The sequence below is a fragment of the Bifidobacterium sp. wkB338 genome, from assembly GCF_003688325.1.
Classification (GTDB): domain Bacteria; phylum Actinomycetota; class Actinomycetes; order Actinomycetales; family Bifidobacteriaceae; genus Bombiscardovia; species Bombiscardovia polysaccharolytica.
This window is the reverse complement of sequence record NZ_NPOR01000049.1, coordinates 37,641-57,150: the sequence shown is the minus strand read 5'-3', so window position 1 is coordinate 57,150 and position 19,510 is coordinate 37,641. Positions and strand designations below refer to the sequence as shown.

Annotated in this window: 15 protein-coding genes; 13 read left to right on the top strand and 2 right to left on the bottom strand. The window is 62.3% G+C overall.

Annotation, left to right across the window (positions count from 1 at the left end):
• The first annotated feature begins 28 nt into the window (after nucleotides 1-28).
• The 3 genes from carA (at nucleotide 29) to gmk (ending at nucleotide 5,346) form a co-directional block, all read left to right on the top strand.
• Nucleotides 29-1,258 carry a glutamine-hydrolyzing carbamoyl-phosphate synthase small subunit gene (carA, locus tag CI603_RS08795; protein ID WP_121913834.1) on the top strand — a complete coding sequence of 410 codons (1,230 nt, stop codon included), beginning with the start codon at nucleotides 29-31 and terminating at the stop codon, nucleotides 1,256-1,258.
• A complete protein-coding gene (gene carB, locus CI603_RS08790) occupies nucleotides 1,251-4,625 on the top strand; it encodes a carbamoyl-phosphate synthase large subunit (protein WP_121913833.1) in 3,375 nt (1,124 codons plus the stop codon). The genes carA and carB overlap by 8 nt, the downstream gene beginning before the upstream one ends.
• Before the next feature lie 97 nt (nucleotides 4,626-4,722).
• A complete protein-coding gene (gmk, locus tag CI603_RS08785) occupies nucleotides 4,723-5,346 on the top strand; it encodes a guanylate kinase (protein WP_121913832.1) in 624 nt (207 codons plus the stop codon).
• Between the two features lie 85 nt (nucleotides 5,347-5,431).
• Here the strand turns inward: gmk and ilvD are convergent, their stop codons facing one another.
• On the bottom strand, nucleotides 5,432-7,291 hold the full coding sequence (ilvD, locus tag CI603_RS08780) for a dihydroxy-acid dehydratase (protein ID WP_029678603.1): 1,860 nt from the start codon (nucleotides 7,289-7,291) through the stop codon (nucleotides 5,432-5,434).
• Nucleotides 7,292-7,469: 178 nt separating this feature from the next.
• Between ilvD and rpoZ the strand changes: the two genes are divergently transcribed.
• The 10 genes from rpoZ (at nucleotide 7,470) to CI603_RS08730 (ending at nucleotide 18,979) form a co-directional block, all read left to right on the top strand.
• Nucleotides 7,470-7,754 carry a DNA-directed RNA polymerase subunit omega gene (rpoZ, locus tag CI603_RS08775; RefSeq protein ID WP_015022131.1) on the top strand — a complete coding sequence of 95 codons (285 nt, stop codon included), beginning with the start codon at nucleotides 7,470-7,472 and terminating at the stop codon, nucleotides 7,752-7,754.
• A gap of 62 nt (nucleotides 7,755-7,816) precedes the next feature.
• Nucleotides 7,817-9,037 carry a methionine adenosyltransferase gene (gene metK / locus CI603_RS08770; protein WP_121913831.1) on the top strand — a complete coding sequence of 407 codons (1,221 nt, stop codon included), beginning with the start codon at nucleotides 7,817-7,819 and terminating at the stop codon, nucleotides 9,035-9,037.
• Between the two features lie 92 nt (nucleotides 9,038-9,129).
• Nucleotides 9,130-11,433: a primosomal protein N' gene (locus tag CI603_RS08765; RefSeq protein ID WP_121913830.1), complete on the top strand. Its 2,304-nt coding sequence runs from the start codon at nucleotides 9,130-9,132 to the stop codon at nucleotides 11,431-11,433.
• A gap of 101 nt (nucleotides 11,434-11,534) precedes the next feature.
• Nucleotides 11,535-12,239, top strand: a complete 705-nt coding sequence (locus CI603_RS08760) for an HAD family phosphatase (RefSeq protein ID WP_110425506.1) — start codon at nucleotides 11,535-11,537, stop codon at nucleotides 12,237-12,239.
• 45 nt (nucleotides 12,240-12,284) lie between these two features.
• Entirely contained in the window at nucleotides 12,285-13,259 is a 975-nt protein-coding gene (gene fmt, locus CI603_RS08755; RefSeq protein WP_121913829.1) for a methionyl-tRNA formyltransferase, read from the top strand.
• Nucleotides 13,260-13,325: 66 nt separating this feature from the next.
• Complete coding sequence (arc, locus tag CI603_RS08750; RefSeq protein ID WP_121913828.1) at nucleotides 13,326-14,888, top strand: proteasome ATPase; 1,563 nt, start codon at nucleotides 13,326-13,328, stop codon at nucleotides 14,886-14,888.
• Complete coding sequence (gene dop / locus CI603_RS08745) at nucleotides 14,885-16,393, top strand: depupylase/deamidase Dop (RefSeq protein ID WP_121913827.1); 1,509 nt, start codon at nucleotides 14,885-14,887, stop codon at nucleotides 16,391-16,393. The genes arc and dop overlap by 4 nt, the downstream gene beginning before the upstream one ends.
• 90 nt (nucleotides 16,394-16,483) lie before the next feature.
• Nucleotides 16,484-17,320 (top strand): inositol monophosphatase family protein, encoded by an 837-nt coding sequence (locus tag CI603_RS08740; protein WP_045935548.1) that lies wholly within the window; start codon nucleotides 16,484-16,486, stop codon nucleotides 17,318-17,320.
• Nucleotides 17,321-17,374: 54 nt separating this feature from the next.
• Nucleotides 17,375-17,548, top strand: a complete 174-nt coding sequence (locus CI603_RS08735; RefSeq protein WP_395947985.1) for a ubiquitin-like protein Pup — start codon at nucleotides 17,375-17,377, stop codon at nucleotides 17,546-17,548.
• A 3-nt stretch (nucleotides 17,549-17,551) separates the two neighbouring features.
• Nucleotides 17,552-18,979, top strand: coding sequence for a proteasome accessory factor PafA2 family protein (locus CI603_RS08730; RefSeq protein ID WP_121913825.1), 1,428 nt, complete (start codon nucleotides 17,552-17,554; stop codon nucleotides 18,977-18,979).
• Nucleotides 18,980-19,077: 98 nt separating this feature from the next.
• On the opposite strand, the gene CI603_RS08725 is transcribed toward CI603_RS08730, so the two are convergent.
• Nucleotides 19,078-19,365, bottom strand: a complete 288-nt coding sequence (locus tag CI603_RS08725; RefSeq protein WP_015022121.1) for an HU family DNA-binding protein — start codon at nucleotides 19,363-19,365, stop codon at nucleotides 19,078-19,080.
• Nucleotides 19,366-19,510 lie beyond the last annotated feature (145 nt).

Sequence of the window (19,510 nt, the reverse complement as noted above, 5' to 3'; positions counted from 1 at the left end):
GAATATCCGCGGTAATCAAGGGGGTTCGGTGAACCTGAAAGACACCAACACCATCACCTCCGATAGCCGTTTCTCCAATCGTGCCTTGCTCATCCTTGAGGATGGGGAAGTGTATGAGGGGAGAGCCTTCGGAGCGGTGGGCACTACCATAGGTGAAATTGTTTTCTCGACCGGAATGACGGGGTATCAGGAAACCCTGACGGATCCCAGCTATGCTCGGCAGATTGTTGTGCAGACCTTCCCCCACATCGGTAATACCGGTGTCAATGACCAGGACGGGGAGTCGGACAGGATCTGGGTGGCAGGGTATGTAGTCCGGGAACCGAGCCCCAACGTCAGCAACTGGCGGGCCCGGGGCAGTCTCCATGACCAGCTGGTCGATCAGGGCATCGTCGGTATCAGTCACATAGACACCCGCCGGCTCGTGCGACACTTGCGTTCTGCAGGTGTCATGCGGGCCGGTATTTTTTCAGGCCCGGACCCAATGCTTAACGGCGGCGGCAGGCCCAGGACCATGCAGGAACTCCTTGACCAGGTCCGTTCGGCCCCCAAGATGAGCGGGTCCCATCTGACCGGCGAGGTCAGCACGCACAGGTCCTATATCGTCGAACCAGTAGGAGACCGTCAGCCGAAAGAGCCTGTCTGTACGGTGGCGGCGGTGGATTTGGGAATCAAATCCATGACCCCTCACAGGCTGGCTGAGCGCGGGTGCAGGGTCCACGTACTCCCCGTCGACACCACTATCAAGCAGATAAAGGCCCTGCGGCCTGACGGGGTTTTCTTCTCCAACGGTCCAGGCGACCCATCGACCGCAGACGAGGAGGTGTCGCTCCTCAGGCAGGTTTTGGATGCCGGACTGCCATTCTTCGGCATCTGCCTGGGCAACCAGCTTCTGGGCCGTGCCCTGGGCTTCGAGACCTACAAGCTGAAATTCGGTCATCGCGGCATCAATCAGCCGGTAATGGATCTCAGCACCGGCAAGGTTGAGATCACCGCTCATAATCACGGATTCGCAGTCAAGGCGCCCAAGGGGGACCCAGTGCCCTCACCCTATGGTGAAGGCCGATATGGCCGTGTCCGGGTGTCTCATGTCGATCTCAACGACGGCGTGGTCGAGGGTCTGGAGTGTTTGGACATTCCGGCCTTCTCCGTTCAGTACCATCCGGAGGCGGCGGCTGGTCCGCACGATGCCTCCTATCTGTTTGACAGGTTCGTCACTTTGATGCAGGACGCCAGGGAAGGGAAGGCACATGCCTAAGCGGCAGGACATCCATTCAGTCATGGTTATCGGCTCGGGGCCCATCGTCATCGGGCAAGCGGCCGAGTTCGACTATTCGGGGACTCAGGCCTGCCGGGTGCTGCGCGAAGAGGGGATTCGTGTCATCCTGGTCAATTCCAATCCCGCCACCATCATGACGGACCCCGAGATGGCCGATGCCACCTACATCGAGCCCATCGCTCTGCCCTTCCTGGAGCGGATCATCGCCAAGGAGCGGCCTGATGCGCTGCTGCCCACCCTGGGCGGTCAGACCGCTCTGAACGCTGCCGTGGAGCTGGGCAAGGCTGGCGTGCTGGAGCGCTATGGGGTTGAGCTGATCGGCGCTTCGCTGGAGGCCATCGACAGGGGAGAGGACCGCGAGCTCTTCAAGCAGGTGGTGGACCAGGCCGGCGCCGAGTCGGCCAAGTCCCGTATTGCCCACAGCCTGGATGAGGCCGAGGCAGTAGCCGCCGAACTGGGTTACCCTCTCGTGGTTCGTCCCTCTTTCACCATGGGCGGCCTGGGCTCTGGAATCGCCCATGATCGTGAGGAGCTGAGGCGGATCGCCGGTGCCGGCATCCATTATTCGCCAACCGATGAGATCCTTCTGGAGGAGGGCATCGAGGGGTGGAAGGAGTATGAGCTGGAGCTCATGCGCGACCGCCTGGATAATGTGGTTGTGGTCTGCCCCATCGAGAACGTGGACCCGGTCGGCGTGCACACCGGTGACTCCATCACTGTGGCCCCGGTGTTCACCCTGACAGACCGTGAGTATCAGCGCATGCGTGACATCGGCATCGCCATCATCCGCGGCGTGGGGGTGGATACAGGCGGCTGCAATATCCAATTCGCCGTCAACCCAAAGAATGGCCGGATCATCGTCATCGAAATGAATCCCCGTGTTTCGCGCTCCTCGGCTCTGGCATCCAAGGCCACCGGCTTCCCCATCGCCAAGATCGCGGTCAAGCTTGCCCTGGGATACACTCTGGATGAGATCGAGAACGACATCACCCGCTCAACGCCTGCCTCCTTCGAACCGACCATCGACTATGTGGTCACCAAGATCCCGCGTTTCACCTTTGAGAAGTTCCCCGGGGCGGACACTACCCTGACCACCTCGATGAAGTCCGTGGGCGAGGCCATGGCGCTGGGCGGAAACTTCCGCGAATCCTTAGGCAAGGCCATGCGCTCCATCGACAAACGGCACATGACCTTCTCCTGGGATGGTCCACGGCCTGACCAGGCCGAGACTGACCAGCTGTTGGAGGCCATGCACACCCCCACCGAGCACCGCTACCTGCAGATCCAGCGGGCCTTCTGGGGCGGAGCCACTGTGGAGCAGGTCCACCAGGCCACCAGGATCGATCCCTGGTTCCTGGAACAGATCAGCATGATCAATGACCTGGCCCTTCAGGTGCGCGAATCCGAGGTCCTGGACGATGACCTGCTGCGCCGGGCCAAGCAATCAGGACTGAGCGACCTGCAGATCGCCCACCTGCGCGGTATGGGCGACCAGGGCGAGGCGGTCGTCAGGGAGCTTCGCTGGGCCTTCGGCCTTCATCCTGTCTACAAGACTGTGGATACCTGCGCAGCTGAGTTCGATGCCGTCACGCCCTACTACTACTCCTGCTACGCCGACGAGTCCGAGCTGCGACCCCGTGAACGCGAGGCGGTCATCATCCTGGGTTCGGGGCCCAACCGGATCGGCCAGGGGGTCGAGTTCGACTACACCTGCGTGCACGCCGTCCAGGAGCTGGGCAAGGACTATGACACCATCATGGTCAACTGCAATCCCGAGACGGTCTCCACCGACTATGACATGTCGGATAGGCTCTATTTCGAGCCGCTGACTTTCGAGGATGTTCTGGAGATCTACCGGGCCGAGAAGGCCATGGGACCTGTCAAAGGGGTTATCGTCCAGCTGGGCGGTCAGACGCCCCTGTCTCTGGCGGCCAGGCTCAAGGCAGCCGGGGTGCCCATCCTGGGGACCAGCCCCGAGTCCATCGACCTGGCCGAGAACCGTGAGCTCTTCGGCCAGGTGCTCAGCAAGGAGCATCTGAACGCCCCCCGGTATGGCACCGCTCTTTCCCTGGATGAGGCCAGGGATGCGGCACATGCCATCGGCTATCCGGTTCTGGTCAGGCCCTCTTACGTACTGGGCGGACGAGGCATGGAGATCGTCTATGACGACAAGCAGCTGGGCACCTACGTGGATCGCGCCCTAGAGGAGGCCAAGGCCGATACGGTGGTCTCCGGCCGGCTGCCCTCGCCTCTGTTGATTGACAAGTTCCTTCAGGATGCCATCGAGATCGATGTGGATGCCCTTTATGACGGACAGGAGCTCTATATCGGCGGGATCATGGAGCATGTGGAGGAGGCCGGAGTCCATTCCGGTGACGCCGCCTGCACCCTGCCGCCCTCCACGCTCTCCGACGACCAGATCAACCGCTTGCGGCAGGCCACCCTGGCAATAGCCCAAGGTTGCGGCGTTCAGGGGCTAATTAATGTTCAGTATGCCTTCATGGCCAACACCCTCTATGTGATCGAGGCAAATCCCCGCGCCTCCCGGACGGTTCCTTTCGCTTCCAAAGCCACAGGTACGGCACTGGCCAAGGCTGCGGCGCGAATCATGGTGGGGGAGACCATCGAGCAGCAACGAGCCAATGGCCTGCTCCTGCCTGTCGGCGACGGCGGCATGGTCCGTGTAGGTCAGCCTGTGGCGGTCAAAGAGTCGGTATTGCCCTTCAAACGCTTCCGCACTCCGGTTGGTCGGACCGTGGACATTCTGCTGGGTCCGGAGATGCGCTCCACCGGAGAGGTCATGGGCTTCGATCGGGACTTCCCCCACGCCTTCGCCAAGAGCCAGCTGGCCGCCTACCAGGGCGGATTGCCCTCCGGCGGGGTCGCCTTCCTGTCGGTCAATGATGCGGACAAGCGTCAGTTGCCCATGCTGGCCGCTCGTCTGCTGGAGCAGGGCTTCAGCATCTGCGCCACCAGTGGCACGGCCTCCGTCCTGCGCCGGTACGGCTTTGACGTGGCTGTTGTCGACAAGATCAGCGACGAGGAGGAGCAAGGTCGGCCCTTCACTGATGCTGATGGGGTCAGGCACATGGGCCGCAATCCGGTCCAGTTAATTGAGGATGGGGCCATCGACATGATCCTCAATACCCCCAGTTCCAGGGGTTCGCGCTCTGACGGCTATCTGATCCGGGTCGCCGCCATAGCTGCCGATCTGCCGCAGTTCACCACCATCACCGAATTCTCGGCCGCCCTGATGGCCATTGACGTGGTCAAAAAGGACGACTACGAGGTCATGAGCATCCAGGAACACGCGGCCCGGTTGCTTGAGCTGGAGAAGGCCAGGTAGGTTCTGGCTATATGATTGACCCATGTTCCGGTCCAGATATGCCGGAGGATGACCTTGAGGAAAGGAAGTGGCCGTGTCAGCGATCAGCGGTGCCGATATGTCGAGTCAGGACCCTTCGGGAGAACAGACCGGGGGGCCAGGGAAGACGGGCGGTCGGCTGATTGTGTTGACAGGGCCCACGGCCGTAGGCAAGGGCACAGTGGAAGCAGCCCTGCGTCATGCCCACCCGGAGGTCTGGGTCTCCGTCTCGGCCACCACCCGGGCGCCGCGTCCGGGCGAGAAGGACGGCATCACCTACTGGTTCATGGACGAGCAGGAGTTTGCCCGCAGGGAAGCCGCCGGAGACTTTCTGGAGACCGCCCTGGTGCATGGCATGTCCCACTATGGCACCCCGCTGCAGCCTGTCCTGGACCATCTGACGGCAGGGGTGCCCACAATTCTGGAGATTGACCTGCAGGGGGCGCACCGAGTTCGCGAACGTGCCAAGGAGCTGGGCCTGGAAGTCTTCTATGTGTTCCTGGCGCCGCCTTCATTCCAGGATCTGGTCACCAGGCTGAACATGCGGGGAACTGAAAATGAGGAGCAGCGGGCCCGAAGGCTGGAGACCGCCAAGGTGGAGTTGGCCTCTGAGGATCAGTTCGACCAGGTCATAGTCAACGACAACGTGGATAAAGCCGCCCAGGCTCTCTGGGCGGTAATCGCCAAGGAATACGGTCTCTGAGCATCAGGCCTGTACTTGGCCTTACTCCAGAAGAGTCAAAAATCCCCCAATCGGATGAGAGCCCGATTGGGGGATTTTTGATCTATCAGTCCAGACCGGACAACCGGTTGATCAGATCCGGGTCGCGTGTGGCGCCCTTGTCTGCAGAGCGGGCGAAAGCGGCGTATGCCTTCAGCGCCAGCGAGACCTTGCGGTCCCTGTGGGCCACATAACCTTCGCCGGCCTCCAGTTCTGCGCGGCGCTGGGCGAGTTCCTCGTCGCTCAGCTCGACATCTACACGCCGGTTGGGTATGTCGATGCGGATCATGTCGCCGTTGCGGATCAGGGCGATGGGGCCCTTGTTGGCTGCTTCAGGAGCGATATGGCCGATGGCCAGGCCAGATGAGCCGCCGGAGTAGCGGCCGTCGGTCAGCAGGGCCACGTCCTTGCCGATTCCCTTGCCTTTGACGAATGAGGTCGGATAGAGCATTTCCTGCATACCCGGGCCACCCTTGGGTCCTTCGTAACGGATGACCAGGGCCTGACCCTTGTGCAGGGTGCCGTTCAGTATGACCTCAACGGCCTGCTCCTGTGATTCGACCACCAGGGCCGGTCCTCGGAAGTTCCAGATTTCCTTGGGCACGCCTGCGGTCTTGACCACGCAGCCATCGGGGGCCAGGTTGCCGCGCAGTATAGCCAGGCCGCCTTCAGAGACGGCCGGGTGGTCCAGGTCGTGAATGGCGCCGTTGACGCGGTCGGTGTCCAGGTCTTCCCACTCCTTGGACTGGTTGAAAGGCTCGGGGGAGGTGATGTGCCCGGGCGCTGCATGGTAGAGCTCCTTGGCCTGATCCAGGCAGGTGGGGCGCATGATGTCCCAGTCGTTCAGCTTGGACTCCAGATCGGGGTAGTCGATGGAATGCGTGTCCTGGTGAAGGACACCGCCACGGTCCAGCTCGCCCAGGATGCCGCAGATGCCGCCGGCGCGGTGAACGTCCGATATCTCCCAGTCTCCGGAGGGAGAGGCCTTGCAGATGCAGGGGACCGTATGGGAGATGCGCTCGATGTCGTCCAGGGTGAAGTCCACATCCGCCGACTGTGCGGCGGCCAGGATGTGCAGGACGGTGTTGGTGGATCCGCCCATGGCCACATCCATGGTCATGGCGTTTTCGAAGGCTTTCTTGGTGGCGATGGAACGCGGCAGGACCGAGTCGTCGTCATCCTGATAGTAGCGGTTGGCGATCTCGACGACCAGCTTGCCGGCCCGCTCGAAGAGCATCTTCCGGGCTGTGTGTGAGGCCAGGGTGGTGCCGTTGCCGGGCAGGGCCAGACCCATGGCCTCGGTCAGGCAGTTCATGGAGTTGGCGGTGAACATGCCGGCGCAGGAACCGCAGGTTGGGCAGACCGTCTTCTCCAGGGCCAGCAGACCCGCATCGTCAATGCTGTCATCCGCCGAGGCGTACATGACGTCAATCAGATCGGTGCTCTCTTGGACTGTTCCATCGGGCATGACGGTACGTCCGGCTTCCATGGGGCCCCCGGAAACGAATACCGTGGGAATGTTCAGACGCAAGGCGGCCATGAGCATGCCTGGGGTGATCTTGTCACAGTTGGAAATGCAGATCAGGGCGTCGGCGCAGTGGGCGTTGACCGAGTACTCCACAGCGTCCGCAATCAGGTCACGGCTGGGCAGAGAATAAAGCATGCCGGTATGGCCCATGGCGATGCCGTCGTCCACAGCAATGGTGTTAAACTCGCGGGGGATGCCGCCGGCTTCCTTGACGGCCTTGGAGACCAGGCGCCCTACCTTGTTCAGGTGGACGTGGCCGGGCACGAACTCGGAGAAGGAGTTGGCGATGGCCACGATGGGCTTGCCGAAGTCCTCGCCCTTGACGCCAGCGGCACGATAGAGAGCACGGGCGCCCGCGAACTCTCGTTCCTTCATTAATTTGGCTGATCGCATCTGCATAGTTTTATTCAAGTGAACGGGGACGGTGACGGCTCGAACATGACCACATGTTGGAATTTCCGGCGTGTTCACACTGCTTTTCCCGGCAGAGAAGCATCCAAGGCTAAAATCGAGCCCGGGCGGTAAAATCATACAGATTGAATGAATGGTTCATCCAGTCGAATTGGAGAAACATCTTATGGCATTCGGTACCGAGCCCCATCCGCAGGGATTTGCGAATCCACCCATCGACGACCTCATGAAGCACGCCGATTCGAAGTACGCGTTGTCCATTTTCGCGGCCAAGCGGGCCCGTCAGATCAATTCCTATTTCACACAGCTCAACGAGGGCCTGCTGCAGAACGTCGGCCCCCTGGTCGAATACCAGAACCAGGAGAAGCCTTTGTCCATCGCCTTCCGCGAGATCAATGAGGGCCTGCTTGAGGAGACCCTGGGCGAGGACGATCTGAGCGAAGGCAACTGAGCTTCTCGACTCTCGACACAGCGTCCTCGGGCGATGACGGTTTCTAGACAAAGGTGAATGAAATGACAGAGCGACGGCTGATTTCGGCTGAATCAGTGACCGAGGGCCATCCAGACAAGGTTTGCGACCAGATTTCCGATGCCATTCTGGACGATCTGATCGCCCAGGATCCGCATTCGCATGTGGCTGTGGAGACCTCGGCGGCCACTGGCCTCTTCTTCGTTTTCGGAGAAGTATCGTCTCAGGGCTATACGGACATCCAGTCCCAGGTCCGGTCCGTGCTGCGCAGGATCGGCTACACCTCCTCAGATATTGGTCTGGATGCGGATTCCTGCGGCGTGACCGTGGCTCTGAGCGAGCAGAGCAAGGAAATCAACCAGGGCGTGGAGCGGTTGTCGGCCAGCCAGGAGAGCGCCGCCACCCGTGAGGAGCGTTACCAGTCCCAGGGGGCCGGCGACCAGGGAGTCATGTTTGGGTACGCATGCGATGAAACCGACACGCTCATGCCCCTGCCCATCTACCTGGCCCACCAGCTGGCCTTCCGGCTGGCACAGGTGCGCAAGGAGGGAATCATTCCCCACCTGCGGCCTGACGGCAAAACGCAGGTCACCATCGAATACGATCAGGATGACCGCCCCCGCCGGGTGGATACGGTCCTCATCTCCACCCAGCACGATCCTGAGGTTGGGCATGACTGGCTGCAGGAGCAGTTGATGGAACATGTCATCACCCCTGTACTGGATCGCGTCTGCGGCAAGGCTCTCGAACACCAGGGCTACCGGGTGCTGGTCAATCCAACCGGCTCCTTTATTCTGGGTGGCCCTGCGGCTGACGCAGGACTGACCGGACGCAAGATCATCGTGGACACCTATGGCGGTGCGGCCCATCATGGAGGCGGCGCCTTCTCCGGCAAGGATCCCAGCAAGGTCGACCGGTCCGCTGCCTACGCAGCGCGTTGGGTGGCCAAGAACATCGTGGCCGCTGGACTGGCGCACAAGGTCGAGGTCCAGGTGGCCTATGCCATTGGTGTGGCCGATCCGGTCAGCGTCAACGTTGAGACCTACGGCACCGAGCAGGGGGTCAGCCGGGAGCAGATCCAGGAGGCCGTGCGCAAGGTCTTCGATCTGCGGCCTGCCGCCATCATCGATGAGCTGGATTTGTTGAGGCCCATTTACGCCAAGACTGCAGCCTACGGGCACTTCGGCCGGGAGGACCCCGACTTCACTTGGGAGCAGGTGGACAAGGTTGGCGAGCTTAAGGCCGCCATCGGCATGACCAGGTAGCAGCTGTTCATCAAGAGCCACGGCGGGTTCCCGGGTCATCAACTGGGGAATCCACCGCGGCTCTCTTAATTGTGAAAGCGAGGGGATCAGCCATGGATTCGCAGGCCATCAGTCAGCCCGCCCTGGATGGTCTTGCCCCGCGTCGTCGTACGAGCAGCAGTCGAAAGAGGCCCCCGCGCCGACCAGCCGATGAATCCCCCGTGGCACGGGTGGTGTTGGATGTCCAGGCCACTCATCTGGGCGGGACCTTCGATTATCTGGTGGATGCTGACCAGGCCGATCATGCACAGCCGGGATGCCTGGTTCGTGTTCGATTTGGGGCGCGCAGAGTCAACGGCATCATCTGGGAACGTGTCTCGGACAGCCAGGTTCCCAGCGCATCCCTGCGCTATCTGGAGCGGGTGTTGCTGGATCGCAGCCTGATCTCATCTTCTTTGCGCGCGGACATCACTGCTATCGCCAGAGCCTATGGGGGCACTGAAGCCAACATTCTGCGTCTGGCCCTGCCCCCTCGCGTCGCCCGGATCGACAAGGAGCAGCAGCTGGTTCCCGGTCAACCCCGGTTGGCATCCGACCCCAGCTGGGTGGCCGGACTGGCCCAGCGACAGAAGGACCTGAAACAGAGACTTGATCCGGGCTATCAGGGGCTGAAGAAATTGGATCAGTCGCTGGAAGAGGATGCCTTCGCTGCCTTTCTGATTGATATTCTGCCCGGTATGGACCAGGCCGCCCTTCTGGCTGCCAGGGTACTGATTGGCGCACTGCTGGCCGGTCGATCGGCGGTTATGGTACTGCCGGGCACCCGTCAGGTGGCTCACCTGTCTGCAGTTCTCCAGCAACTGGGACTGCGTCCCTTTGGTCCTTCTGTCGCAGCAGGTCCGGGCCAACAGAAGGCACGCGGCTGGTCGGGTGATTTCGCCATTCTGGACAGCGGCATGGCTCCCGCCGAGCGCTACAGGGCCTATCTTGCTCTTGCTTCCGGTCAGGTCCGCTGCGCCATCGGGTTGCGGGCCGCCATGTACGCCCCGGTGGAGGGCCCTGCCCTCTTCGCTCTTATGGACGATGCCAGCTACCAGTACGCCGATGGGATGATGCCATATGCCAATGCCCGCGGGGTGCTGAGGCTCCGGGCGCGTGCCCACGGCGGTGTCTTCCTGGCCATGGCCCGTGCCAGAAGCGTGCGTTCCCACTGGGAGAGTCTGCCCGAGGCCACCGAGGCGGACTCTGGCGTGACTGGTCCAGGAACCGCTTTGACGCTTGACCGGTCCGCGGTGACGACCCTGCTTCCTTGGATTCGCTGGTTGAACCGGGAGGAACTGAGCCATCTGGCCGACCCGACCGTGGGCGCCCGGGTTCCGCATACCGCTGTCGCCGTTATAAACAAAGCTTTGGAGCGTGGTCCGGTTCTGCTGTCCATCCCTCAGGACGGCATATTCGAAAGCCTGAGTTGCGCTCGCTGCCATCATCAGGCTCGTTGCCCGCGCTGTACCGGACCCCTGCGGGCACGACGGCCTGGTGCGCCCCGATGCGCCTGGTGCGGTGCTGCGGCTACGGACTGGTCCTGTCCGGATTGTGGGGGTTCACGGCTTCGGGTCGTCAGGGTAGGCGCCGCTGGGACGGCGCAGGAGCTGCGCATGCTCTTCAGAAATGTGCCCATCGTCATCTCTTCGCCCAGCCAGCCCCGCGGGGTGGTAGAGAGCGTCCGGGATCGTCCCAGTCTGGTCATTGCCACTCCGGGCGCCGAGCCCAGGGTGGTCGGCTCGGGTGTCGTTGGCAACAAAGCAGATACAAACGATCCTGATCTTCCCCGGCTGTCGAGAGGATACCGGGCCGTAGCCATTCTGGATGCCTGGACCAGCCTGTATGCCCCTGGCATCGATGCGCGCATGGACACCCTGGGAGCCTGGATGCGCGTGGCTTCCTTCTGTCGCTCCCGGGCCCAGGGAGGTCAGGTGCTCCTGCTGGGGGAGTGCGATCCCCAGCTGGCCCAGGCGCTGATGACCTGGCAGGGACCGGTGCTCGCCGCCGCCGATTTGGAGGACCGCCGGCTGACTGCCATGCCCCCTGCGGTCGGCATGGCTGCGATCTGGGGTGAAAGGGAGGCCGTCGTCTGGATGCTTGACGCAGTCGGGATTGTGCCGGGTCAGGAGGCTGTCACAGATGCTGGCACTGAACCTGTTCCTGCCCTGCTTGGGCCTGTGCCCATACCTGCGCCCTCCACGCTGAAAGCCGGCTATCTGGAGGGAACCCAGGACAGGGTCCGAGCCTTGGTTCGGGTACCCACCAGCCGCCGGGACAAGTTGGCTGAGGATCTCAAGCAGGCTCAGGCCAAATACGTGGCCGGTCGCGGGCGAGGAGAGCTGCGCTTCCGGATGGATCCCAAGGATCTGACCTGATTGTCGCTTCAGGCGGATATGTACAGGGTCTATGCGGCGTGGTTTCATGAGGGGGCGCAGGCAGAGGCGCATATGGACGAATTCACGAAAGGCGGAAAGTCATGAAGGGATGGCCGGGCGAGATCCGGGTTGAGGCAGATGTGATCAAGGCTGAGCAGGAAGCGGCTCAGGCCCAAGGTCAACCCATTGAACAGGTCATCTTTGACTTCGGCAACGTTCTGATTCGTTGGCAGCCCGAGATGGCCATGGTGGCCCGATACGGGCACAAGAGTATTGAGGCCATGCTGGACGACAGCCGTTCCGGCTTCTACCGGGCCAACAACATGATGGACGGCGGAGCCACCTGCGCCCAGGCCCTTGACTGGGTAGCCGCCAACTGCGGAGCCCCTTGGGATGACATGTTCGCCTACTATTGTGACCACTTCGTCGATTCACTGACCGGCCCTGTGCCCGGTGCCCGCATGCTGGTGGAGGATCTGAAAGCGGCAGGCCTGGGTGTCTGGGGGTTGACCAACTGGAGTGCCGAGCTCTTCCATCACGCCTGGGACGGCGACTCCTTCCTGCATAGGCTGGATGGGGTGGTGGTCTCCGGGCCCATCCACATGCTCAAGCCCGACCCGGCCATCTACCGGTATGCCCTGGATCAGTTCGGAATCCAGGCTGACAGGGCCCTCTTCGTGGATGACAAGGGTATGAATGTAGTCGGTGCAAACAAGGCCGGCATCCGCAGCCTAAGATTCAGTGACCCCTACGGGCTGCGCACCGCCCTGATCGAGGCAGGAGTGAACATTCCTCAGGTGCAGTGAAAGTGTAGTGGTCCAAAGCCGTCAGACGAAAAGGAGATTGCCGATATGGTCATGACATTGCTGTTTGCGGGCACACCCCAGGTCGCCTTGCCATCTCTGAGATTGCTGGCGGCCGACCAGGAGCATTTCCGGGTTGCTGCCGTGCTTACCAGACCCGACGCTCCCCAGGGGCGTGGAAGGCATCTGCATCCCAGTCCAGTCAAGGCTGAAGCCCTGAAGCTGGGGATCCCCGTTCTTGAAGACAACCCATCCGATCCGGATTTTCCGGCGCGGTTGCAGGAAACGGGTGCCAGCTGTGCGGCCGTCGTGGCTTACGGACGGATCCTGCGTCAGTCGGTCCTGGATGCCTTTGAAGGTGGTTGGTATAACCTGCACTTTTCCCTGCTGCCGCAGTGGCGGGGGGCAGCGCCGGTCCAGAGGGCCATTTGGGCCGGGGATACCATCACAGGGGCCACGGTCTTCAGGCTGACGGCCGGCATGGATGAAGGGCCCATCCTGGCTCAGTCCACGGTGGAGATTGGACCGCACGAGACCTCGGGCGAGCTGCTGGATCGGCTGGCCGAGGATGGATCCCACCTGCTGGCTGCCAGCCTGGAGGCCCTTGCTGAAGGTCGGATTCAACCCAAGGAGCAGACGCAGGGCGCCTATCAGGTGGCCGCCAAAATCACCCACCAGGATGCTCACATGCGCTTCGACGTGCCCGTCTTTGCCCTGGATCGGCAGGTTCGAGCATGCAGCCCAGAGCCAGGAGCTTGGTGTCTGTATCAGCAAGGCGATGACCCGCAGGACAAGCAGATAGGGCTGACCGTGCTCAGGGCGGCACCGGCCCGGGGGGACGAGCCCGGGCTTCCTGAGCATCTGGAGCCTGGGCGGCTCGCCATGGACCGTCGCCACCTCTGGGTGGGCACCAAAACCCTGCCCCTGGAGTTGCAGATGGTCAAGGCTGCTGGCAAGCGTGCCATGAAGGCTATGGACTGGGCCCGTGGAGCTCGGTTGGAAGAGGGAGCCAGCTGCAGCTGAGCCCTCCCGCCAGGCTGGCTGTCCAGGCCGAGCGGGAATTCCAGGGACGGACGAAGGAGAGAAGCCATGCAGTCCGATGATGTTGACCAGGCCGACGATGCAAATGACCAGGATCAGGCTGGCGAGCGGCGCAACCGTGCCCTGGCTACGGCGCTTACCAGGGCTGCCAAGGAGCTGGCCAAGGCCAAGAGCCAGTTGGCCCAGCTGGGTCAGCCGCCCTTGACGGTTGCTCTGGCCTTGGGCGTTGATTCTGTTGCCTATGACAGCCAGGGGGTACAACAGGCCCGCCTGCTGATTCTGAACGGTTCCAGGCGGATGGTGGTGCCCCTGGCGTCTGATATCCACGCCGAGCGGATCAGGGCTGGCCAGGAGGTTCTGCTCAACGCCGATATGGTGGTGGTGCGTGTGGGTGATCAGCCGGTGACTGGGCAGGTCCGCACGCTGCGGGAAACCTTGGAATCCGGTGCCTTGCTGGTGGAAGACCCCTCCGGGCAGACCCGCGTCGCCGCACGTGCAGGATCTCTGCAGGACCAGCCTATCGAGGCAGGCAGCGCCTTGCTCATGGACGAAAGCTGTTCAATGGCCCTGGCTGTTCTGCCTGAGTCGGACCAATCCGACATGCTGCTGGAGGAGACTCCTGACGTGGACTTCTCCGATATCGGCGGCTTGGACAGGCAGATTGAGCGTATCCGTGATGCTGTCCAGTTGCCCTTCCAGCATGCCGATCTGATGCGTCGTTACGGGCTTCAGGCCCCCAAGGGTGTTCTGCTCTATGGGCCGCCCGGCAATGGCAAGACCATGATTGCCAAGGCCCTGGCCCGCGCCCTGGCTCAGGAGAGCGATGGCCACGGGGTCTTTCTGTCGGTCAAGGGCCCCGAGGTGCTCAACAAGTTCGTGGGCGAGTCCGAACGGCTGATCCGCCGTCTCTTCGCCCGGGCCCGCAGCCTGGCAGGCGAGGGTGGACCAGTGGTGGTCTTCATCGACGAGATGGATGCTCTGTTACGCACTCGGGGGTCAGGCATTTCATCGGATGTGGAGACCACCATCGTCCCCCAGTTCCTGACCGAGCTGGACGGTGTCGAGTCCTTGGACCAGGTCATGGTCATCGGCGCCTCCAACCGCATCGACATGATCGACCCGGCGGTTCTGCGCCCGGGACGGCTGGATGTCAAGATCCGCATCGATCGCCCCGACAGAACCAGGTCAGCCGCCATCCTGGGCAAGTATCTGGGCTCAGACATGCCCATGGAGGATGATGCCGGTCCGGAGGATCTGATCCAGGTGCTGGTCGACGGGCTCTTCGCCCGGGATGATGACCATCTGCTGGGCAATATCATGGATGCCACAGGCCGATGGAAGCCCCTCTACCTTCAGTCCGTGGTCTCCGGTGCCATGCTGCATAACCTGGTTGACCGGGTCAAGACCATGGCGGTCAAGGCCTCAATCGAACAGGGTCGACAGGTGGGTCTTGACCGTGGGCTCTGTTTGAGGGCGGTCCATGGGCAGTATGAGGACACTATGGAAGAGCTTCGCGGCCAGGACCCGGACCGTTGGGCCGATCTGGCCGGACTGCGCCCAGGGCAGGTCCAAGAGGTTCGCCCCGTCGATGGGCCAGGGGAGCGGTCATGAGTGCCGGGCGGGTGATGGGCACCGAGACGGAATATGCCATTGCTGACCCCCAGGATCCCGGCGCTGATCCACGTACTTTGGCCCTGCGTCTGGTAAGGGCCGCGGCCCGGCCGGACCTGGCTCACATCCGCTGGGACTACGGTGGCGAGGATCCGGTAAATGACGCCAGGGGAGGTCGCCTGCCGCGTTCCGCTGCCGCGCCGAGCATGCTCACTGATGCGCCCGGTGCACGGCTGATCGATGTGGCAGCCCCCAATGGCGCTCGCATTTACGTGGATCATGCCCATCCCGAGTATGCTTCGGCCGAAACGGTGAATGCTTTCGATGCGCTGGTCCAGGACCGTGCGGGTGATCGGATGATGGCCCAGGCAGCAGAGAGGGCAGGGGGCCTGGCGCTCTACAAGAACAACGTGGACGGCAAGGGTGCTGCCTGGGGATCCCATGAGAACTATTTGATGGACAGGGCGGTGCCCTTCGCCAGAGTGGCGGCCCTGATGACCATTCATTTCGTCACCCGGCAGATTTATACCGGTTCGGGCAGAGTGGGCCTGGGACCCAGGAGCGAGGAGGCCGGCTTCCAGCTCAGCCAGCGCGCCGACTATCTGACCAGCCGCATTGGACTGCAGACCACCTTCGGGCGGCCAATCATCAATACCAGGGACGAGTCGCATGCAGGGCCGGACAGTCGCCGTCTCCATGTGATTGTGGGCGACGCCAACCGGCTGGATGCCCCCCTGGTTCTCAAGCTGGGGACCACCGATCTGCTGCTGGGACTCTTGGAATCCGAGGGCGATTCGACCCGCCAAATCGATGAGTTGTTGGATCGCTGGACCCTGGATGATCCGGTGTCTGCCCTGCACACGGTTTCCCGTGATGTCACGTTGACCAAGCCGCTTGCCCTGGCAAACGGGGGATGCGCCGATGCGCTGACCATCCAAAAGGCACTGCTGGATGCGGCCCGCCAGGCCAGACAGGATGCCGACCAGCCAGATTGTGCCGACGACCGGGTTTTGAACCTCTGGGACCAGGTGCTCGAGGATCTGGCTGTGGTGCGTTCGGGCGACGACGAGGCCCGTCTTGCTATGACCGATCAGGCAGGAAGATTGGAATGGTTGCTCAAATGGCAGCTTTTGGAGCGCCTGCGCCGCCGCCGGGCCATACTGGACTGGTCGGATCCCCGTCTGGCGGCCCTGGATTTGGCTTGGGCACGGGTGGATCCCGGCCGTGATCTGCCCTGGCGACTCAGAGGATCCATCCTGCGACTGGCGGATCCCGACCAGATCACCAAGGCCATGGACCAGGGGCCGGAGCAGACCCGGGCCTGGTGCCGTTCCCAGCTGCTCCACCGCTGCCCCCAAGCGGTCAGGGCCGTCTCCTGGAGTCGTGTCATTCTTGAGGAGCAGGGACCGGAGGGAGAGCCTAGGACCAGGGTTGTGGACCTGTCCGATCCGCTGGGTCACACACGGTCTTCCTGCCGGGATGACCACGACATATACTGCTCATAGCGCAGAAAATAGTCCGATATCCGACCGGACGACCACCGGTGGACCACGGTCGGCAATGCCTCGACCACCCGTTTGAAAGAGAAGAGAAGTATGGAATTGCGCGATTTGGCCATGCAGGCCGCCACCATTGCCGTGGAGGCCGGCCGTCATGCCCTTCAGGACCAGATCAACCCCCACGATCCCCGCTCTACCTCAGCCATCGGCCAGGGCACCCAGTTTTCGCCGGGCATCGACACACGTCTGATTCGCTACTGCCGAACCAAGATCGCCGCTCTCGACCCCATGGACGGCTTCTGGGAAGAGGAGGCCGGCAACCGGCGTCCAGGCGGCCGTTACTGGTGTCTGGGCCACATCGACGGTCCGGTCAACTATGTGCGCAACATGGCCGAATGGACGCTTACCATCTCCCTGTTTGCCGTGGACGAGAAGGGCCATGCTTCACCGGTTCTGGGCATCGTGCATGCGCCGGTACTGGGCCTGACCTATCTGGCTGCCAAGGGCCAGGGCGCCATTAGGATCCGGCGGACCATTGTGGGTGACAAACGGGAGAAAATCATCCCTTCCACTATGACCACCCTGACCGGATCAGTAATCAGCTTCGGTATGTCATACTTCCCCAACGAGTCTGAAAAGGTCCTGCAGATTGTCTCGCGCATGGCCGGCAAGCCTGCCGACATCAAGCGCGTCGGTCCAGTCTCGCTGGATCTGTGCCGGGTGGCGGACGGCAGTTACGACGCCTATTTTGAACCGGCTCTGCACTCCTGGGACATCCCTGCTGTTTCTGCGGCGGCTGTCGTGGTCCGAGAGGCCAAGGGTACCCTCTGGCGCTGGGACGGCGGGCATGTGCGCTGGGAGGGCAGCAACGACGTGGTAGCCACCAACGGGCTCATCGCGGAGGATTTGAATACGTATCTGAGCGGGCGCTGATCCGCGCAGGGAAGGAGAGCGACCATGGCTGAGGCATCCCAGCAAGAGCGGCGCATGGCAGCCGGGCAGCAGCAGGAGCAGGAAGAGGATCTGCCGCAGACTGGGGCACAGGAACAGGTCCAGGCGGCTGGATCCGACCTGGATGCCGTCCTGGATGACATTGAGACCACCCTGGAGACCAATGCCAAGGAGTATGTACAGGGCTTCGTCCAGAAGGGCGGCCAGTGATCCATGGCGGACGGGCAGGGGACTGACTCGGACTTTCGCAGGATATTCGGCATCGAGACCGAGTATGGACTGAGCCTGACCGGCGCTGGTGGCCCATATGCCGCCGGCAGGGTGGCCATGGCCATGTTCCGCCCTCTGATTGAGAAGCACGGGTCAACCAACATCTATCTGCCCAATGGTGCCCGACTCTACCTGGACGTGGGATCCCACCCGGAGTATGCCACGGCAGAGGCCCGTGATCCACTGACAGCCCTGACTCAGGTGCTGGCCGGGGAACGAATCATGACCGACCTTGCGGAGCGCGCCCGGAAGTACCTGTCGGAGAACCTGGGCGGGCCTGTAAAGGTTCATGTGTTTGCCAACAACGTGGATGCCCAGGGCCATGCCTTCGGCTGCCATGAGAATTACCTGCTGGACCGGAGGGTCCCCTTGGACATGATTGGAGCTTGTCTGGTTCCTTTTCTTGTCACACGGCAGCTGATCACCGGGGCGGGTCGTCTGAGCCCCGATGGGTTCCAGCTCAGCCAGCGGGCTGACTTTCTTGACGAAGCGGTATCCTCGGCCACCACCCGCGCCCGTCCCATGGTCAACACCCGTGACGAGCCTCTGGCTGATCCCGAACGATGGCGGCGTCTGCATGTGATCGTAGGAGATACCAACCGGTCGCCGCTGGCTACCTGGTTCAAGATGGCCAGCACTCACCTGGTCCTCAACCTGATTGAGCAAGCCTGCCGCCAAGGCCGCAGGCCAGACCTGGCCGACTGGGCCCTGGCTGATCCTGGTGCAGCCGTCCGAGCCGTCAGCCGGGATCGGACCGGCCGGGTCAACCTGGAGCTGGAGGCTTCGACGAAGACCGGCGGCATCAGTGCTCTGGGTCTGCAAGAGGCCTATTGGTCAGCCTGCAAGGCCTTGGTGGACCAACAGGAGGATATAGGCATCGACCGGTCCCAGGCTCTGCATGCCTTGCAACTTTGGAGGATCGCCTTGGATGCGTTGGACGCGGGGCGTTGGCAGGACCTGGCTGACTGGGTGGACTGGGCCGCCAAGCTGCGGCTGCTCCAGGGGCTGAGTCGACGTGGTGCCGGGCGCGATCTGGACCAGGCTCTGGACTTGGACTATCACGATTTGAGCGCGGGAAGATCCTACCCTGGCTTGGTCAGGCATGGGCTCATGTGCTCACCGGTCGACGACTCCGAGGTAGAGCGCGCCATGGATCAACCTCCAGAGGATACCCGGGCGCGTCTGCGTGGCGACTTCGTCCGCGCCGCAGACCGGGGCACGCGCACATGGTCATGTGACTGGAGCCACCTGGTCCTGGGTGGCTCTCGCCGAGTCGAGGTGAACCTGCCCGACCCCTTCGACCACCTGGGCCCGTCCCGATACCGCTCCCTGATGGATTTCCTGAAGAGTGCCTCAGAGCCGCGTGCCTAAGGTTTTGTTTGCAGTGAGAGGCTTCGTCAGGCCTGATATAACAAGAAGGGCCCCGGTATCCGTGGATGGATACCAGGGCCCTTGCAGAAAGGCTGATTTCACTTCTTGTTGGTGACGGCCTTCTTCAGCAGCGAGCCGGCAGAGATACGCACGCCATAGCTGGCCGGAATCTTGATGGTCTCACCGGTGCGGGGGTTGCGGCCGGTGCGGGCGGCGCGCTTGACACGCTCAGCCGAGAACAGACCGGTCAGCTTCAGACCCTCGCCGGACTTCATGGCTTCGACGAAGACATCCTGGAAGGCGTTGACAGCAGCTTCCGCCTGAGCCTTGGTCAGGTTGGACTTCTGCGCAATCTTCGAAACGAGATCAGACTTGTTGTATGCCATAGAACATCCTTCTTTCGGGGGCCTCCCATTGCTTGATTTGGGGAAAGCCCAACGGTCAATGACTGATATTACCGCAGATTAGGCCCAAACACCGCATTTTCCGGGGGTTTCCGACATTTCATCAAGCGATTTTTGAGGTCCACGG

Excerpts from the sequence above, each read along its gene's own strand:
- carB (WP_121913833.1), top strand. The coding sequence starts at position 1,251 with ATGCCTAAGCGGCAGGACATCCATTCAGTCATGGTTATCGGCTCGGGG.
- gmk (WP_121913832.1), top strand. The coding sequence starts at position 4,723 with ATGTCGAGTCAGGACCCTTCGGGAGAACAGACCGGGGGGCCAGGGAAG.
- ilvD (WP_029678603.1), bottom strand. The coding sequence starts at position 7,291 with ATGCAGATGCGATCAGCCAAATTAATGAAGGAACGAGAGTTCGCGGGC.
- rpoZ (WP_015022131.1), top strand. The coding sequence starts at position 7,470 with ATGGCATTCGGTACCGAGCCCCATCCGCAGGGATTTGCGAATCCACCC.
- metK (WP_121913831.1), top strand. The coding sequence starts at position 7,817 with ATGACAGAGCGACGGCTGATTTCGGCTGAATCAGTGACCGAGGGCCAT.
- CI603_RS08765 (WP_121913830.1), top strand. The coding sequence starts at position 9,130 with ATGGATTCGCAGGCCATCAGTCAGCCCGCCCTGGATGGTCTTGCCCCG.
- CI603_RS08760 (WP_110425506.1), top strand. The coding sequence starts at position 11,535 with ATGAAGGGATGGCCGGGCGAGATCCGGGTTGAGGCAGATGTGATCAAG.
- fmt (WP_121913829.1), top strand. The coding sequence starts at position 12,285 with ATGGTCATGACATTGCTGTTTGCGGGCACACCCCAGGTCGCCTTGCCA.
- arc (WP_121913828.1), top strand. The coding sequence starts at position 13,326 with ATGCAGTCCGATGATGTTGACCAGGCCGACGATGCAAATGACCAGGAT.
- dop (WP_121913827.1), top strand. The coding sequence starts at position 14,885 with ATGAGTGCCGGGCGGGTGATGGGCACCGAGACGGAATATGCCATTGCT.
- CI603_RS08740 (WP_045935548.1), top strand. The coding sequence starts at position 16,484 with ATGGAATTGCGCGATTTGGCCATGCAGGCCGCCACCATTGCCGTGGAG.
- CI603_RS08735 (WP_395947985.1), top strand. The coding sequence starts at position 17,375 with ATGGCAGCCGGGCAGCAGCAGGAGCAGGAAGAGGATCTGCCGCAGACT.
- CI603_RS08730 (WP_121913825.1), top strand. The coding sequence starts at position 17,552 with ATGGCGGACGGGCAGGGGACTGACTCGGACTTTCGCAGGATATTCGGC.
- CI603_RS08725 (WP_015022121.1), bottom strand. The coding sequence starts at position 19,365 with ATGGCATACAACAAGTCTGATCTCGTTTCGAAGATTGCGCAGAAGTCC.